15 protein-coding genes, 1 tRNA gene and 1 pseudogene are annotated in these 18,627 nt (G+C 36.0%); 4 read left to right on the forward strand and 13 right to left on the reverse strand.

What is annotated here, in order from left to right; genetic code table 11:
* Nucleotides 1-3: 3 nt before the first annotated feature.
* From ACFELZ_RS01675 to ACFELZ_RS01735, 13 genes are all read right to left on the reverse strand, one after another.
* Nucleotides 4-8,523: a DNA-directed RNA polymerase subunit beta/beta' gene (locus tag ACFELZ_RS01675; protein ID WP_375316364.1), complete on the reverse strand. Its 8,520-nt coding sequence runs from the start codon at nt 8,521-8,523 to the stop codon at nt 4-6.
* A gap of 58 nt (nt 8,524-8,581) precedes the next feature.
* Nucleotides 8,582-8,983, reverse strand: a complete 402-nt coding sequence (gene rplL, locus ACFELZ_RS01680; protein ID WP_253307301.1) for a 50S ribosomal protein L7/L12 — start codon at nt 8,981-8,983, stop codon at nt 8,582-8,584.
* A 26-nt stretch (nt 8,984-9,009) separates the two neighbouring features.
* A complete protein-coding gene (rplJ, locus tag ACFELZ_RS01685; RefSeq protein ID WP_253307300.1) occupies nt 9,010-9,528 on the reverse strand; it encodes a 50S ribosomal protein L10 in 519 nt (172 codons plus the stop codon).
* Nucleotides 9,529-9,540: 12 nt separating this feature from the next.
* Nucleotides 9,541-10,194 (reverse strand): 50S ribosomal protein L1, encoded by a 654-nt coding sequence (rplA, locus tag ACFELZ_RS01690; RefSeq protein WP_375316365.1) that lies wholly within the window; start codon nt 10,192-10,194, stop codon nt 9,541-9,543.
* Between the two features lie 4 nt (nt 10,195-10,198).
* Nucleotides 10,199-10,639: a 50S ribosomal protein L11 gene (locus ACFELZ_RS01695; protein ID WP_375316366.1), complete on the reverse strand. Its 441-nt coding sequence runs from the start codon at nt 10,637-10,639 to the stop codon at nt 10,199-10,201.
* Nucleotides 10,640-10,641: 2 nt separating this feature from the next.
* A complete protein-coding gene (nusG, locus tag ACFELZ_RS01700; protein WP_375316620.1) occupies nt 10,642-11,478 on the reverse strand; it encodes a transcription termination/antitermination protein NusG in 837 nt (278 codons plus the stop codon).
* Entirely contained in the window at nt 11,468-11,668 is a 201-nt protein-coding gene (gene secE / locus ACFELZ_RS01705; protein WP_375316367.1) for a preprotein translocase subunit SecE, read from the reverse strand. The genes nusG and secE overlap by 11 nt, the downstream gene beginning before the upstream one ends.
* 19 nt (nt 11,669-11,687) lie before the next feature.
* Nucleotides 11,688-11,760 (reverse strand) — tRNA-Trp (locus tag ACFELZ_RS01710).
* A 13-nt stretch (nt 11,761-11,773) separates the two neighbouring features.
* The gene (gene tuf / locus ACFELZ_RS01715; RefSeq protein WP_264329094.1) at nt 11,774-12,946 is read right to left on the reverse strand and encodes an elongation factor Tu; all 1,173 of its coding nucleotides are present in this window, start codon (nt 12,944-12,946) and stop codon (nt 11,774-11,776) included.
* A 10-nt stretch (nt 12,947-12,956) separates the two neighbouring features.
* A complete protein-coding gene (gene fusA, locus ACFELZ_RS01720; protein ID WP_375316368.1) occupies nt 12,957-15,023 on the reverse strand; it encodes an elongation factor G in 2,067 nt (688 codons plus the stop codon).
* Nucleotides 15,024-15,044: 21 nt separating this feature from the next.
* Entirely contained in the window at nt 15,045-15,524 is a 480-nt protein-coding gene (gene rpsG / locus ACFELZ_RS01725; protein WP_375316369.1) for a 30S ribosomal protein S7, read from the reverse strand.
* Nucleotides 15,525-15,529: 5 nt separating this feature from the next.
* Nucleotides 15,530-15,904: a 30S ribosomal protein S12 gene (rpsL, locus tag ACFELZ_RS01730; protein WP_006279787.1), complete on the reverse strand. Its 375-nt coding sequence runs from the start codon at nt 15,902-15,904 to the stop codon at nt 15,530-15,532.
* A gap of 530 nt (nt 15,905-16,434) precedes the next feature.
* On the reverse strand, nt 16,435-17,295 hold the full coding sequence (locus ACFELZ_RS01735) for an IS982 family transposase (protein WP_375315786.1): 861 nt from the start codon (nt 17,293-17,295) through the stop codon (nt 16,435-16,437).
* A gap of 86 nt (nt 17,296-17,381) precedes the next feature.
* On the opposite strand from ACFELZ_RS01735, the pseudogene ACFELZ_RS01740 reads away from it, so the two are divergent.
* The 4 genes and pseudogenes from ACFELZ_RS01740 to ACFELZ_RS01755 form a co-directional block, all read left to right on the forward strand.
* Nucleotides 17,382-17,540 (forward strand): annotated as a pseudogene (locus tag ACFELZ_RS01740) (IS4 family transposase); the annotation flags it as partial.
* 308 nt (nt 17,541-17,848) lie between these two features.
* Nucleotides 17,849-18,046 (forward strand): transposase, encoded by a 198-nt coding sequence (locus tag ACFELZ_RS01745; protein WP_375315805.1) that lies wholly within the window; start codon nt 17,849-17,851, stop codon nt 18,044-18,046.
* Between the two features lie 3 nt (nt 18,047-18,049).
* A complete protein-coding gene (locus tag ACFELZ_RS01750) occupies nt 18,050-18,214 on the forward strand; it encodes a hypothetical protein (protein WP_375315781.1) in 165 nt (54 codons plus the stop codon).
* 17 nt (nt 18,215-18,231) lie between these two features.
* A complete protein-coding gene (locus ACFELZ_RS01755) occupies nt 18,232-18,615 on the forward strand; it encodes a transposase (protein WP_375316621.1) in 384 nt (127 codons plus the stop codon).
* Nucleotides 18,616-18,627 lie beyond the last annotated feature (12 nt).

Below are 18,627 nucleotides of genomic sequence, written 5' to 3' on the forward strand. Positions count from 1 at the left end.
TACTCAATTCGACTGATCATAATGTGATGCTACCACGCTCTCTTCCTCACTAGAGTGTAAATGACAACCATTATCCATCAACCATTTTTCGTCATAAGTTTCAATATCAAAATATTTTTCATATTTATCTACATTATCACAAAGTGAAAGTGCTCTGATCTCATTCATAATCAAACCTGTACCAGCAGGAATTAATCTTCCTACTATAACATTTTCTTTTAATCCACTTAAAGGATCACTCTTCCCGCAGAATGCTGCTTCTGTAAGTACTTTTGTTGTCTCTTGGAAAGAGGCAGCAGAAATAAAGGAGCTAGTTTCAAGACTTGCCCTAGTAATCCCCTGCAGAATAGGAAGATAATGAGCAGGCCGTTTGCCAGAGTTACTCATAGCATCATTTTCCCTATCAATTTCCAGCTTGTCAATGCTTTCGCCAACCAAGTACATAGTATCACCAGGATCAGTAATTTCCACTTTTTGTAGCATTTGTTTTAAGATCACCTCTAAATGCTTGTTGTCTATACGAACACCCTGCAATCTATAAACTTGCTGTATTTCAGAAATCATATAGTGCGCTAAAGCTTCTAACCCAAGCACACGTAAAATATCATGGAGATCAGGGTCACCATCCATCAATAGATCACCTTTACGTACAAAATCACCTTCATTGACTATTACATGCTTACTTCTTGATACCAAATATTCAACTGGAGAAATTTGTTCATCTACAGGTTTAATTAATATACTGCGTTTTCCTCTACGGTCTTTTTCAGAAAACGCTACATAGCCATCTATCTCACTAACAATAGCATGCTCTTTAGGACGACGTGCTTCAAATAACTCTATAACCCTCGGTAAACCACCAGTAATATCACGAGTTTTAACTGACTCTCTTGGTGTTCTTGTAATAACATCACCTGCATGAACCTTCTGGCCATTTTGTACATTGAGCACTGCACCAATTGGTATAAAATAACATGCTTCAACGCCACTTGCGAGTGTCATTACTTCACCATTATCGTCAAGCAGCACAATACGAGGACGTAAACTAGCTCCACCAGAATGCAATTTCCAGTCTTTTACTACTTTGCTTGATATTCCTGTAGATTCATCCATCACTTCAGTGATCGAAATTCCATCTTTTAAGTCCTGATAAGACACTGTACCAGTCTTCTCCGTGATAATAGGCAATGTATAAGGATCCCATTCCGCAACTTTATCGCCAATTTTTACTGACCCACCCTCATCCACATAAAGTTTAGCACCGTAAGGTACACTATGCTTCAACTTCTCACTACCAAGGCTATCAACCAACACGACTTCACAGGAACGGCTTATCACAATTTTATTTCCGTTTCTATCTATAATTATATTACTATTGTTTAACTTTATTTTAGCACTAATAGAAGCTATAATATTTGAGGATTCAACGCCTCTAGTCATTACCCCACCTATATGGAAAGTACGCATCGTTAACTGAGTACCTGGCTCTCCAACAGATTGAGCAGCTATAACACCAACTGCTTCACCTATTGAAACAATTTTACCAGTTGCAAGGTCTCTTCCATAACACAAAGAACACACACCAGGACTTATTTCACAAGTTAAAGGCGATCTAATTTTTACAGCATCAAGACCTGCAATGCCGATTTGCTTTACTTTATCCTCATCAATTAATTCCCCTGCTTTTACTAATAATTCTTTTGTAACTGGGTTATATATACCATTTGCAGATGTTCTACCCAGTACAACACTCTCTAGAGATGCAACTATAGTACTTCCTTCAACTGTAGCTCTCACAACAAGGCCATTTTTTGTTTTACAGTCATGCTTTGTAACTATGCAATTTTGAGACACATCAACTAAACGACGAGTTAAGTATCCAGAGTTTGCAGTTTTAAGCGCAGTGTCAGCTAAACCTTTACGCGCACCGTGAGTAGAATTAAAGTATTCAAATACGTTCAATCCTTCACGGAAATTAGAAATTATAGGCGTTTCTATAATCTCACCAGAAGGTTTGGTCATGAGCCCTCGCATTCCTGCTAGCTGTTTCATCTGTGAAGTAGAACCCCTTGCACCAGAGTTAACCATCATATACACTGAGTTGTACTTACTATTTCCATCATATATAGATATTGCTTTTAACATATCATTAGCTATCATATCCGTACACTTAGACCATTCATCTATAACCTTGTTATACCTCTCACTTCTAGTTATTAGCCCATCTTGATATTGCATAGAGAATTTCTTAATTTCACCCCTCGCGTGATCAACATGTGTAGCTTTAGTTTCAGGTATAACCATATCACAACGACCAAAAGAAACACCAGAAAATGTAGCATACTCAAAGCCAAGTACCATTAATTTATCAGAAAATGCCACTGTAGCACTTTGACCACAGTTACGATATACTAAATCAACTATACCAGTTATTTCCTTGACTGTTAATATCTGATTTATTAGATCGAAGCCTAGATTCTCATGCTTAGGAAAAATTTGCCATAATATTAAACGGCCAGGAGTTGTACAAACAGTTTTATAGTGAGTTTCACCGCTGCTATTAATATATTCCATCCTATACTTTATACTAGAATGAATATGTAAAGTACCATCACTCAAAGAATGCTCAACTTCACGAAAAGCACCAAAAGATGGTAAATTATCTTCCTTAGGTTCTTGTAAAGTCAGGTAATATATACCAAGTACTATATCTTTACTAGGAACTATAATCGGTCTGCCATTAGAAGGACTTAAAACGTTATTAGTGGACATCATCAACACCCTAGCTTCAAGCTGAGCTTCCAATGAAATTGGCACATGCACTGCCATTTGGTCACCATCAAAATCAGCATTAAACGCCGTACAGACAAGCGGATGAAGCTGTATTGCTTTGCCTTCAATAAGGATTGGCTCAAAAGCCTGAATACCAAGTCTATGTAGCGTAGGCGCTCTATTCAACAAAACAGGATGCTCTTTTATTACCTCTTCAAGCATATCCCAAACTTCTGGTTTTTCTGCTCTTATCAACTTACTAGCAAACTTAATAGTTGGAGCCATACCATACATCTTAAGCTTTGAGTAAACAAAAGGTTTGAATAGTTCAAGAGCCATTCTTTTTGGTAATCCACACTGATTTAGTTTCAAAGTTGGACCAACAACTATTACAGAACGTCCAGAGTAGTCTACCCTTTTTCCTAAGAGGTTCTGGCGAAAACGACCCTGTTTTCCTTTTAACATATCACTAATGGACTTTTTATATCCAACAGCACCAGCTTTGTTTACCAAAGTATTACGACGACTATTATCAAAAAGAGAATCAACTGCTTCTTGTAACATCCTTTTTTCATTACGAATCATAATCTCAGGAGGATTTAAGCTCAACAATTTCCTCAACCTGTTATTTCTATTAATAATAGTCCTATAATGATGATTCAGATCAGAAACTGCAGGACGACCACTTTCAAGCGATACCAAAGGACGCAAATCAGGTGGTAAAATAGGTATAGTTGTAAGTATCATCCACTCAGGCCTATTTCCAGATTTAATGAAGTTTTCAATAATACGCAATCTCTTTATAATTTTCTTTCTTCTTATCTCAGAAGCAACAGACTCTAATTCTAGTCTTAAATCCTTCCTAATTTCATGTAAATCAAGGCGCGTTAGCAACTCTCTTATAGCTTCAACACCTTGCATAGCTACAAAACTATCGATCCCATAGCTATCTTTAGCTTCATTATAAGCTTTTTCACTAATAATCTCACCTTTTTCAAAAGGCGAAACAAGAGGATCTATCACGATATAATTATCGCTATATAAAATATTCTCAATATCTCTGAGAGACATATCCAATAATGCTCCAATTCTTGAAGGAAGCGATTTCAAAAACCATATATGAGCAACAGGAGATGCAAGCTCTATATGACCCATCCTTTCTCTTCTTACTTTAGAAGATGTAACTTCTACTCCGCATTTTTCACATATGCGACCTCTGTGTCTTCTTTTTTTGTATTTTCCACATAAACATTCATCGTCATTGACAGGGCCAAAAACCTTAGGGCAAAATAATCCACCTTTCTCAACTTTGAACGTACGATAATTTGCAGTTGAAACATCTTCTATCTCACCACAAGATATACGCTTAATACTTTCAGGGCTAGCAATCGATATGCTAACCTCATTAAAAGGTTGTGCAATGTTAGTGTGAGATATATCTTCAATCACTACATCATTTTGCTTTAAATCTACATTTAAACATAAAGAACGTAGTTCTTTTATCATCACATTAAAGGATTCAGGAATTCCACATTCAAAATTACTGTCACCTTTTATTATCGATTCGTAAATCTTAACTCTACCATTAATATCATCAGACTTCACAGTTAACATTTCCTGCAAAGTATAAGCAGCACCATAGGCTTGTAATGCCCAACATTCCATTTCACCAAAACGCTGACCACCAAAATGAGATTTTCCTCCTAGAGGTTGTTGAGTAACCAAACTATAAGGCCCTACTGAACGCGCATGAATTTTACCATCAACCAAGTGGTGCAACTTAAGCATGTACATGTAACCAACTGTAACCTTGCGGTCGAATTTTTCACCACTGCAACCGTCATATAATACAGCTTGTCCAGAGTTATCCAAACCAGCAAGTTCAAATAATTTTGCTATTTGTTCATCTTTTGGACCCTCAAATACAGGTGCAGCAACAGGAACGCCATCACGTAATTTACGTGCAAATTCAATGAGATTATTATCACTAATATTACGAATATCATTACAGATAGATACGTTACTACCATAGCTATAAACCTCAATCAGGAAATTACGTAAATTGCTGTATGAACTTTTACAAGAGTTCAAATAGTTCTCTACTAACGCATTCAACTCGTCATTTAGTGCATTCTTATTAGGTGTATTTAAAACAGAAGCCATTATTTCATCATCATCAATATTTTCAATTTTTTTATTGTCAAGGTATGCTACTGCAAATTGTGTAAAATTATCATCGTTAAGGGACCTAATTCCCTTGCAAAAAGCACTTTTGATTTTATTGATCTCATCGAGAATATTACTTACCCTTTCCCCTAATTTTCTACAAGCCCAACCTACATGCGTTTCCAGTATTTGCCCTACATTCATTCGTGAAGGAACACCAAGAGGGTTAAGAATAATATCAACAGGAGTACCATCTTCCAAATAAGGCATATCTTCCACTGGCACAACTCGAGAGATCACACCTTTATTTCCATGTCTACCAGCCATTTTATCCCCTGGTTGCAGACTATGTTTCACAGCAATGAAAACTTTTACTGACATCGACACACCTTGAGGCAGGTCATAACCTTCATGTAATTTTTCTACTTTTCGCTTAAACTGTGCTATTGCATGTGATACTTTTTCATCAAAATCTTTTTTTAAGCTCTTAACTTGCTCAGAAATGGATTGGTTTTTTAATCCTATACCCCACCATTGCTCACGTTCAATAGAGTCAAATTTTTCTCGATCTTGAGAACCAGAATTAATAAGAAGTTTCTTCAGTTCATCATAGAAATATTCACTAGTAACATTGATTATATAATCTCGCTCTTCCTCAAAGTCATTTACCTCTTTTTGTTTGATGAGTAATGCCCTTTCATTTTCTTCAACCCCCCTGCGTGTAAAGACTTGTACATCAATTACTGTCCCTTCAACATCTGGAGATGTATATAAGGAGGAATCCGCACAATCGAATGACTTTTCACCAAAAATTGTCATTAATAACTTCGTTTCAGGAGGCAATGAAAGAGAAGGTTTAGGTGTAACTTTACCTACCAGAATATAGCCTGGACCAACTCTCGTACCAATTTTCACTATACCACTATCATCCAAGTGATATAGATTTTCTTCATTAACACCAGGTATAGCACGAGTTATTTTTTCTGATCCTAAAGGGGTATCATGTACAACACAGTCAAATTCTTCTATATGAATAGAAGTAAAGAGATCTTTTTTAACAACTTCACTAGAAATAATAATAGAGTCTTCAAAATTATAACCTTGCCAAGACATAAAAGCGACTAGCAAATTTTTACCAAGCGCCAACTCACCACTGTTAATTGCAGGACCATCAGCTATTACATCACCCTTTTTAACATAATCACCTACGCACACTAGCGGTCTTTGATTAATACAAGTATTATGGTTAGAACGCTGAAATTTCCTTAGATGATAAATATCTACGTCCAAGTAGTTAACCCTTTCTTTATCAAAAGCACGTATAACTATAGAGTTACTATCAGAACTATCAACTATGCCATCGCGTTTTGCTAAAACTACAGCACCAGAGCCAGAAGCTACAAAAGACTCCATACCAGTAGCAACCAGAGGAGCAGTAGGCTTCAATAAAGGTACGGCCTGACGTTGCATATTTGAGCCCATTAATGCTCTATTAGCATCATCATTTTCTAAAAATGGAATCAAGGAAGCCGCAACTGATATTACCTGCTTAGGAGATAAGTCAATGTAACTCACCTGATCACTACTTACCATAATGAAACTACTAGCATATCTACAGTATAGCATATCATCAACAAAGCAATTATTTTCATCGAGCTTTGCGCTGGTATCAGCTATATAATATAAACCTTCATCTATGGCAGACAGATACTCAATTTGATCAGTAACAACCCTATTAACTACTTTTCTATAAGGACTTTCAATGAAACCATATTTATTAATACGCGCGTATATAGCTAAACTGTTGATTAACCCTATATTTTGCCCTTCAGGAGTCTCAATAGGGCAAATTCTCCCATAATGAGTTGGATGAACATCACGCACTTCAAATCCTGCCCGTTCTCTTGTTAAACCGCCAGGACCTAACGCGGACAACCTTCTTTTATGTGTTATTTCAGATAACGGATTAGTCTGATCCATAAATTGAGATAATTGAGAAGAATTGAAGAAATCTCTTAAGACATTAGTTAACACTTTTGGATTAATAAAATCAGATGGAGAAACTTTATCTAAACTAGAAGTGGACATAGAATCAACTATTGCGCGTTCCAATTTCAACAACCCAGTTCTAAATTGATTTTCTATAAACTCTCCAACTGATCTTACTCTTCTGTTTCCTAAATGATCAATATCATCTACAGATCCTTGACCGTCACGTAACAATACTATTTTTTTTACAATTTCAATAATATCTTCATACGTTAAAACAGTTAAATCCTCATCATAATTTAATCCAAGGTAAGAGTTAAGCTTCAACCTACCAATGTTAGACAAATCATAATATTCCGGACTGAAGAAAAGATTACGGAAAAACTCCTCTACTATCTCTAAAACAGGAACTTCACCAGGACGCAAAACTCTATATATTTCATATAGCGCATCCTGATAAGACATGTTTTCGTCTAAGAAAAGCGTATTTAATATATAAGGTCCAACAGATACATTATCTATGTTCAATACTGATATTTCATCCACAGACAATAACTCAAGCTTCTTTATGTCTTCCAGCTTTATAGATTCACCAGCAGATAAAATTTTCGTAGAGCTAGCACTATCCATTAAATCTTCTGCGAGGAATAAACCACATATAGAATTAAAAGGAACCAGATACTCTTTCAATTCATTATCATATAGCTTTTTAGCTAGTCTTGAGGTAATACGAACGTTAGCTTTAAGCAGCACATTACCTTCAATATCCATTAAGTCGAAAGGCAACCTCACTCCTTTAAATTTATCAGGAGCAAAAGGCACTTTCCAACCATCTTTATGTTTTACATACTTTATTTTCTCATAAAATCTATCGAGTATATCATTATTTGATAGACCTAACGCCTTTAACAAAACTGAGATTGGCAATTTTCTTTTTCTATCAACACGAAAATACAAATGGTCTTTAACATCAAATTCAATATCAAGCCAAGAACCCCTATAAGGAATAATTCTAGCAGAATAGATCAATTTACCAGAATTGTAAGTTTTTCCCTTATCGCTATCAAAAAATACACCAGGAGACCTATGCATTTGTGAGACAATAACTTTTTCTACACCATTAATGATGAAAGTGCCCTTATCAGTCATCATAGGCAACCCACAAAAGTGGACTTCCTGCTCTTCTATAGATTTTACAACGGTTGCAAGTTTAGAATGATTTCCACTCTCTTTAATCGATTTATATTCATCAAGAGAAATACCATCCTGCATAACAACAAGACGTATAGAAGCAATAACCTGAGCAGAAAAAGTTACACCACGCTTTATACACTCAGATTCATCATACTTAGGATCATCTACCCTACAACTTATAAACTCAATAGTAGCCCTACGCAAAGGATCATTTATTGGAAAGATTGTATGAAAGATAACCTCAAGCCTTTCATTACCCTTATTCTTAGGAGCAAATGAATCATACGATTCTTTTTGAACCTTAACCAAATCCAATAAAGAATCTTTTAAATCAATCGACCTAGAATAAGAAACTCTAGGAACAAAAGCACCAGAAGCGTACATATAAGAAGAATCAACCATTAAAATACCCCAAACTAATTAAAAGAGCTATATCAATATAAAATTAATACATTAAATATTATTCAAGCTCCACTTTAGTTGCTCCTGCTTCAATAAGTTTTTGCTTGATTTTTTCTGCTTCGTCTTTAGGAACATTAGCAGTTAAATCTTTAGGTAAAGATTCAACCAACTCTTTTGCTTCTTTTAAACCCAATGTAGAATTAACTTCTCTTACAGCTTTAATAACTCCTATTTTTTTACTCGCATCAATTTCTTTAATCACAACTTTATACTCAGCTTTTTCTTGAGCAGCAGGAGCAGCAGCATTATCACTAATAGGCGCCCCAGCACCAACAGCCCCACCAAGAAAAGAACCAGCAGGCAACCCTATTTTCTCTTCTAGAACTTTTACAAGTTCAGAAGCCTCTAATAGGTTTAAAGATAATATTTTATCAACCAAATCACTTGTTACATTACTCATAATTACCACCTTACTTAACAACAAATTTATTTTTTAGAACTATAATAATCCAAAACTCTCATAAGCCTCATCGAAGATGAATTAATAGACAACGCCAATCGAGCAGGAATATCATAAGATATTAAACGCATAATTTTAACACGCAATTCATCCAGAGAAGGCAACTTAGCCAGTTTATTAACATCTTCCACTGTTAACAATTCATTTATGTGAGCCGCGCAAATCACAGACATTTTTTCTTTGTTAGCATTAATAAAATCAACTATTAACTTTGCAGCTTCTACTATGCCACTAGAGTATATAATAGCAACAGAACCAGAAAATTTGCCTGATAAATAAGAAAATTTACCAGTCCTTTCCAAAGCCAAGCGCGCTAGAGTGTTTTTAACTACTAATACCCCACCTGCTATAGACTTCAGGCTATTCCTCAGAGTTAATGAATCATTAGCATTTATAGATTTAAAATTTACTAATATCAAGAAATCATTATTTACAAATACGTTTATTGTGCTCTGTATAAATTCATCCTTATTTTTACGCTTCACGGTATCACTCCCTTAAATTATATCTTCCACTTTGCTTATCTTATAAGCTTCACCCATAGTTGAATTTAAAAAAACACCCTTAAAGTAAATTCCTTTCGCAGAAATAGGTTTATTATCTTTAATTACTTTAAGAAAGGCTTTTAAATTTTCTAGCAAGTCATCAATATCAAATTTAATATTTCCTAATTTACCATGAATAACACCATTTTTATCTGTTCTAAATTTTATCTGACCAGACTTAATGGTTTTAATAGCTTCTGCAATGTTAGAAGTCACAGTACCAAATTTAGGGTTAGGCATCAGCCCTTTAGCACCCAATACTTTTGCAATAGGAGTGATTTTTGCCATAAAATCAGGAGTAGTAATGCACCAATCAACATCTAATTTTCTACATTTTTTTATTTCTTCAACTAAATCCTCTCCTCCTGCAATATCAGCACCAGCTTTTTCAGCTTCTAATAAATGTTTATCTTGAGCGAAAACAGCTACTTTAATATTCTTCCCGATACCTTTAGGCAAAACTACTGTACCACGCACCTGCTCTTCAGATTTACGTGAATCTACGCCTAAATTGACTGCAATATCAACTGATTCATTAAATTTTGCTGAAGCAGACTCAATAATCTTCTTCAAACACTGCTTAGGATTATCATTATATGTATTCATTTACCTAACCTTCCACAACTTCTATACCCATAGATTTTGCAGTGCCTACAACCATTTTCACTGCTGAATCTTCATTATCCACTTTCATATCAACCATCTTGCACTTTGCCACTTTAATTATAGCAGACATAGGTAATTTAGCCACTAATTCTTTACCAGGATTACCAGAACTTTTACTTAATTTAGCCTCCTGCTTAAGTAAATAAGCCACAGGTGGACCGCTGACAGTAAAATCATGAGAGCGATCATCCTTTATGAAAATTCGCACTGTTACTAAATCGCCTACTTTATAATTAGCGTTAGCAGCGCTAGTAACTTTATTAAAAGCTTCACAAAACTTAGGAACAGGTATACCACGTGGACCAAGTACTGAAGCAATTTTCGGTCCTGGAATTGCTTTCCCAGCTTCCATAAGTAAGTTAATCTTAGCAACTATAACACTCATAATTAATCCTCTATTTTCTCTACTTGAGCCAGATCAAACTCTATTATTGTCGGCTTACCTAAAATTGATACTTCCACATTAATAATTTTTTTCTCATCGTTTACCATATTTACCTTACCAGTAAAATTTTGAAAAAGACCATCATTAATTTTCACTTTTTCACCTTTTTCATAACCATAACCTAACTTCTTTGTCTCTTGAGCATTATAAAGTGCATTACACATTGAGTGAATCTCATCGTCCAAAATCACCTTTGGAATATTACCATTTTTCAAAAACCCATAAACCTTAAGAGATTTTGGTATATTATTGATAAAATTCAATACTTCATCGCATAAATTCACGTATAAAAAGACATAACCAGGAAAGCATTTCCTTCGTGTAGCAATTTTCTTAGATTTCAACTCTACTTCACTTAGCTCTTCATATGGAATAAAAACTTCCTTAAAGTAACCATTAACACTCAATCTCATAGAATTTTCCAATATATGTTGGCGCACTTTCTCTTCACAATTGGAAGCAACCCTCAAGATATACCATTTATATCTATTAAATTCTTTACACTTTAAACTTATCTCATCATCTGAAATCATCTCAAAATCACCAGATTCGCCACTGCAGAATCCAGGCGTTTGATTCAAAATATTTTTGCTTTCATCACATAGATGCATATATACATACACTTCACATAACTCTTTTATATCAGACTTTGAATTACATACCGTTTGATAAGGAATAAACACTTCCTTAAAATAAACAGCATTACTTACCAATTCGCGTATATTTTGCTCATATCCATAATCAACTCTAATGATATACCATTTATATTCACATTCCATAAATAATTCCAAATAAAGCCTTAATTACGTAAAGAGAAATAAAATCCACAAAACAGAAGAAAATCGAAAAGCATAATATAACAATCATCACAACAAATAGAGATGACAACACCTCCTGTTTCTTTACCCAAGCAATTCTTCGTATTTCTTGCTTTATATCATAGAAAAAAACACACAAACTTTTTAACATTTTCACCACAACATTAATGCAGGAGCGATAGGAATTGAACCTACAACCTCTGGTTTTGGAGACCAGCGCTCTACCAATTGAGCTACACTCCTATAACTCAAACTCTCACTCCAAAATTTCAGAAACAACACCAGAACCAACAGTTCTACCGCCTTCTCTTATCGCAAAACGCAATCCCTTATCCATTGCTATCGGTACTTGCAATTCTACTTCTACACTCACATTATCTCCTGGCATTACCATCTCCTTTCCATCTAGCAATTTTATGCTCCCAGTTACATCCGTTGTCCTTAAATAAAACTGTGGCTGGTAATTCGCAAAAAATGGTGTATGCCTTCCTCCTTCCTCTTTCTTTAATATATAAACCTCCGCCCTAAACTTTCTATGCGGCGTTATCGTCCCCGGTTTTGCTAATACTTGCCCTCTCTCCACTTCTTCTCTTTTTGTTCCTCTTAACAATATTCCTACATTGAGTCCTGCACTCCCCTTATCCAGCAACTTCTTAAACATTTCTACACCTGTGCATATCGTCTTTTGCGTCGCTTTCAGACCTATTATTTCTATCTCTTCTCCCGTCTTTATCTCTCCCTTCTCTATCCTTCCTGTTACCACCGTTCCTCGCCCCGATATCGAAAATACATCCTCGATTGGCAATAAAAACGGTAAATCCACAGGCCTTGGTGGAACCGCCACATACTCATCTAACTTTTCCATCAATTTATCTATTGATTTCTTTCCATATTCGCTACTGTCATCTTCCAGCGCTTTCAATGCAGACCCCACTACTACAGGCACTTCATCCCCTGGAAATCCGTATTTATTCAGCAATTCCCTCACTTCCATTTCTACCAAATCTATCATATCAGCATCAGCAACATCAGCTTTATTTATATACACCACGATATATCCAACACCTACCTGCTTCGCTAGCAATATATGCTCTCTCGTTTGTGGCATTGGCCCATCAACCCCCGACACTACCAATATCGCCGCATCCATCTGTGCTGCACCTACTATCATGTTCTTTACATAGTCAGCATGTCCAGGACAATCAACGTGTGCATAATGCCTTTTTTCCGTCTGATACTCAACATGCGCTGTTGCTATCGTTATCCCCCTTTTCCTTTCTTCTGGCGCCTTATCTATCTGATCGTACGCTACAAAATTTCCATAATGCTTTGTTATCGCCGCCGTTAACGTTGTCTTCCCATGATCCACATGTCCTATTGTTCCCACATTTACATGCGGCTTTCCAAATGCTTCCACTACTGCTGTCATAATTATTACCTTAATTATACTTTAACTCATCAACCACATATTGTGGTACTTGTTCATAATAAGAAAAATGCATACTATACTGAGCTCTTCCCTGAGATATAGAACGCAAAACATTTATATAACCAAACATATTCGCAAGAGGTACGAAAGCAAGAATTATAGTGCTACTATTATGCGTTTCCATACTTGAAACTTGCCCCCTTCTGCTATTTACATCGCCCATGATGTCGCCCATATACTCTTCAGGCGTAATGATTTCAACTTTCATTATAGGTTCTAACATTTTTGGACCAGCTTTATTTGCCATCTCTTTAAAAGCACCTTTAGCAGCAAGTTCAAAAGCTAAAGGACTAGAATCAACTTCATGGAAAGCACCATCAATAAGGGTAGCCTTAAAATCAATAACCGGAAAACCAGAGATCATGCCTCCTTCTTTTATCAACTCTAAACCATTTTGTACACCAGGAATATATTCTTTTGGAATTGCACCACCTACAATTTTACTTTCAAATTGAAACCCAGAACCAGGCTCAAGAGGTTCAAATATAATCTTTACTTTTGCAAATTGGCCAGCACCGCCGGACTGTTTTTTATGAGTATAATCAATTTCAACAGATTTAGTGATAGTTTCACGATATGCAACTTGAGGCGCACCGACGTTAGCTTCAACGTTAAACTCGCGCTTCATTCTATCAACAATAATCTCAAGATGCAGCTCACCCATGCCTTTCAATATAGTCTGTCCACTCTCCGCATTTACTGACATTCTTAAAGAAGGATCTTCTGCAACCAATCTATTTAAAGCAACACCTAATTTTTCCTGATCTGAAGTAGTTTTAGGTTCCACAGCAATTTCAATAACAGGCTCAGGAAATTCCATACGCTCTAATAATATAGGAAAATCAGGTGAACATAAAGTGTCACCAGTAATTGTTCTCTTTAATCCAACTAAGGCAACTATATCGCCAACTTTAGCTTCGTTTATATCTTCTCTGTTATTTGCATGCATAAGCAGCATTCTGCCAATTCCTTCAGTCTCATTTTTTCCCGCATTTAACACAGCGGATTTGGATTTTAACTTACCGGAATAAATACGAATAAACGTCAAGCTGCCTACAAACTTATCCGTCATCACTTTAAACGCAAGAGCAACGAATTTCTCTTTTTCTGAAGGCTTGATCTCAATTTTCTTTTCTGAATCTTTAGGATCAGTTCCAACAATTACATCAACATCAATAGGAGAAGGTAAAAAGTCAACCACACCATCTAAAAGTGGTTGTACGCCTTTATTTTTAAAAGCTGATCCACATAATACAGGAACAAATTTTCCTTTGATGGTTCCATTTCTCACGCATTTTTTCAGTAAATCTACTGGCAGATCATTAGACTCAAAGTAAGTATTCATCGCTTCATCATCCATCTCAGCTGCAGCATCTAATAAAAGATTTCGATATTCTTGAGCCTTGTCAAGCAAATCAGAAGGAATATCTTCATAAGAAAATTTAGCACCCAACGTTTCTTCTTGCCATATAATGGCTTTCATAGAAATAAGGTCAATTATACCTTTGAAATCTTTCTCACTTCCTATTGGCAACTGAATGACTAAAGGTGCTGCACCAAGCTTCGTCTTTATCATATCAACACATCGATAAAAATTTGCCCCTATTCTATCCATCTTATTAACAAAGCAGATACGAGGAACGCTATATTTATCAGCTTGACGCCAAACTGTTTCAGATTGAGGTTCAACTCCAGCAACTCCATCAAATACAGCAACTGCACCATCCAAAACCCTTAAAGATCTCTCAACTTCAATAGTGAAATCAACGTGACCTGGAGTGTCTATTATATTGACCCTATGATCATTCCAAAAACATGTTGTTGCAGCAGATGTGATTGTAATACCACGCTCTTTTTCCTGCTCCATCCAATCCATAGAAGCTGCCCCATCGTGCACTTCACCAATTCTATTTTGCTTACCAGTATAAAATAAAATACGCTCTGTTGTGGTAGTCTTACCAGCATCTATGTGAGCCATTATCCCTATATTTCTGTATCTAGATATCCCAATTTCCATATCACAATTAATTAGCTAACATTAAAAACGAAGATGAGAAAATGCCTTATTAGCCTCAGCCATTTTATATTTTTCTTCGCACATCTTAAACGCACCACCGCGTTTATTATAAGCATCCAGTATTTCAGATTGCAAACAATCAACAGTGGTTTTTCCACTCTTTTTTCGAGCAGCAGAAGTTGCTTTAGCAATCCACCTTAACGCTAAAGAAATCGCTCTATCTTGTCGAACTTCAACAGGTACTTGATAAGTTGCACCACCAATGCGTCGAGAACGCACTTCTATAGAAGGAGTAACATTTCCTACCGCTGTTTCAAAAATTGATAACCCACCTTCGCCTATCTTCTTTTCAGCTAAAGACAAAGCGTCATAGATAATCTTTTCTGCAGTAGATTTTTTACCACATTTCATGATTGTATTAATGAAACGCATCAGCAAAACACTGCCATAACACGAATCAGGACTTATTTCTCTTTTTTTTGCTTTGTTCCGACGAGCCATAAACTTTAACCAGATTTCTTTACACCATATTTTGAACGAGCTTTCTTTCGATTTTGCACACCACGCAGATCAAGGGCACCTCTTATTATGTGATAACGCACACCTGGCAAATCTTTAACCCGCCCACCACGTATCAAAACAACAGAATGCTCTTGTAAATTATGACCTTCACCAGGTATATAAGCTGTCACTTCACCATACCCACTAATTTTTACTCTGGCTACTTTACGGAGTGCTGAGTTAGGCTTCCTAGGAGTTGTAGTATACACCTTAGTGCAAACACCCCTCCTTTGAGGGTTGCTTTCTCCCAAAGCTGGTACCTTTTTCTTATGGGTCAATCCTAATCTACCTTTACGTATTAATTGATTTATCGTAGGCATATGTTATAAACTCAAGCTCATTAAAATAACTAAGTTTTTAGTTATAAAATAATAAACCTCAATAGTCAATATAAAAATAAACATTACTACTCTAATAATTAAGCTCAACTGCTTTGAAAGCCATCAGTAGACTTCTTGCACTACCTCCCAAGCCACAATTGTCATTCAGTAGAAACGAAAAAACTTGCTTGACAAACTCCGCCAGGCCCCTTATTATGACAATAAGGGTATTTATAACTCAAAACTTGTTTTTGACCTGCAGGCTCAATGACAAAATTCAGTAAAAAACTCAGGGTATTTATTGGCGGATTACATAAAATTATAGCGGCTGCATGTCTTTTTTATTTTTTCTACATTCAGCCAAATCGCGCTTATTTTAAGCGTTAGCACATTATTACAGCGCCACTTACAGTAATATAGAGTCAAAACTCGCTACTCGGGGCTTCTTTTGCCTTTTTTTTATTTGGTAAATTTCTTAAATATTTATAACTAAACGGCAACCGTCATCCCTGTAAAACGCGAATTCTGGATTAAGGAAGGAAGAAAGTATAGGAAATAGAAGGCTTTGTGGATTTGATGGAATAGGAAATGAGAGTAGAAAAGATATGAACCAAAAAATTAACAGGGGATCTATGGCGAGTGTGTTCAATTTCTAGTCTATTTTTTAGGTAACCAAAAACAGTCTCAATGATAGACCTTTTTCTCAGTAAAATCTTCTCATTTAACGAAATCAATGTATTTTTCATACCTTTTTTCACCTTGGTAACAAGTTTCAAACCTCGGTCAAACAGCTTCTGAAAAAGCTCTTTTGCAATATAACCTTTGTCACCAAACAAAAGACCGATTAATTTTTCCGTCAGATTTGGCACAGGTATCCTATCATCAACATTGCCTTTTGTTAGCGTAAGTGCATGAATTTCAACATTTTCATTGATTACCATATGTAATTTGAAACCAAAAAACCAGCCGTAAGTGCTCTTGCTTAATTTTGCAATTCCAGCAAAAACTTTGTTTTTGGATATTCTTTTTGCATGACAAACTGCAATGGGAGTTGTGTCTATATATGAAATTCCAGTGTTTTCTGACTGTCCACAAAGCCAATGCAACAACATTGCTAAATGCCACAAAACCCTAGGCTTTAGAGCAACAAACCTGGTATATGAAGGTAACTTTGGAAACTCTGATTTGTAGAGCAACGTTAGGTAATGTAGATAGAAAGTTTTACACGGAGATTGTTGATATAGCAGGATTATTGTCATGATTTCGGAGTGCTCAATTTCCGTTGTTCTTGTGGGGTTTTTACCATTTGGCAGTAGTTTATCTGCAAAATTTTTCTCTATATCTCTGCAAAAATCATCGACCAAACAAAACAGTTTTGTTATATCTTCCATGGGTAACCTCATCTATTTTTTTATCACTGCTGAGTTTACCCTGTTTTCTTGCCTTTTCTATTCTCCTTTAATCCAGAATTCACGTTATAAGAGAAATTGTGAGGTGGGTGGCCAAGTTAGGAGGGTTTTTAGCTCGCAAAAATGACTTAGAACCAGGCCCTATAGCTTTGTGGAAGGGATGGAAACGTCTCTTTGATTTAGCAGAAGGATGGAGACTTGCTCATTCATTCTATACTTGTGGGTAATAGTAAGCGCTAACACGTAGCGGGATGATGAGATGCCACCGCGAACCGTCATTCCGCCGCAGACCGTCATACCGCGATTCATTCGCGGTACCTCATCCGCTAACACGTAGCAGGATGACGATTGTCAAGGTGTCATCCGAGTAGCTTGACTACTTGGATCCAGAAAACTTAACTTTAAATAAGTGGCTGCATAATAAAGACTAGATTTCAGCTTCACGCGCTGGAATGAAACCATTTTCGGTCTCTTAGAGCCTGTCTTCAAACTAAGTAGAAAGGAGTTAAGAAGTGTGTTATAAGATATATTTTAAATGTACCCAAGCGATATAAGTGACAAAGAATGGAAGATAATAGAGCTATATTTTGAACCTAAAAAGACCGGCAGACCAAGAAAACATAGTATTAGAACAATTATTAACGCAATCCGCTATATGATGAGAACAGGATGTCAATGGAGACAACTGCCTAAAGATTTTCCACCATGGAAAACAGTGTATAGTTGTAATTAGCGATTGAAAAAAAGTGGAATATGGCAAGAGATTCATGATTTTCTAGTTAAAAAAGTAAGAGAGATAATTGGTAAGAATGAAACTCCATCAGTGGGAATAATAGATAGCCAATCAGTAAAAACTACTCAAAAAGGGGATCCAGAGGATATGATGCTGGCAAGAAAGTAAAGGGTAGAAAGCGCCACATCGTTGTAGATACTGTAGGTCTTGTAATTGCTGCTGAAGTACAAAGTGCAAGCATTCAGGATCTTGATGGTGCACTAAATCTTTTTGTTCAAGCCAAATGCAAAGCTCCAACATTACATAAGTTTTTTGCTGATCAAGGATACACAGGTAAATTGCAAAACCTCTGCTTATTGGAAACTGGATGTTTATTGACGATTACCAAGAAAATAGTTGATACAGGATTTCAGGTTATTCCCAAACGTTGGATTGTTGAGAGAACCTTTGCTTGGCTCTCCAATTTTAGACGTATGAGTAAGGATTATGAGCATTCTCCTCTCACTTCAAAAAACAACATCTTCTTTAATATGATCACTATTATGCTTCACAAATTAGCTCATTCTTGAGTTTGAAGACAG

The organism is Wolbachia endosymbiont (group A) of Colletes cunicularius, from assembly GCF_964264715.1.
In the GTDB taxonomy this organism is placed as follows: domain Bacteria; phylum Pseudomonadota; class Alphaproteobacteria; order Rickettsiales; family Anaplasmataceae; genus Wolbachia.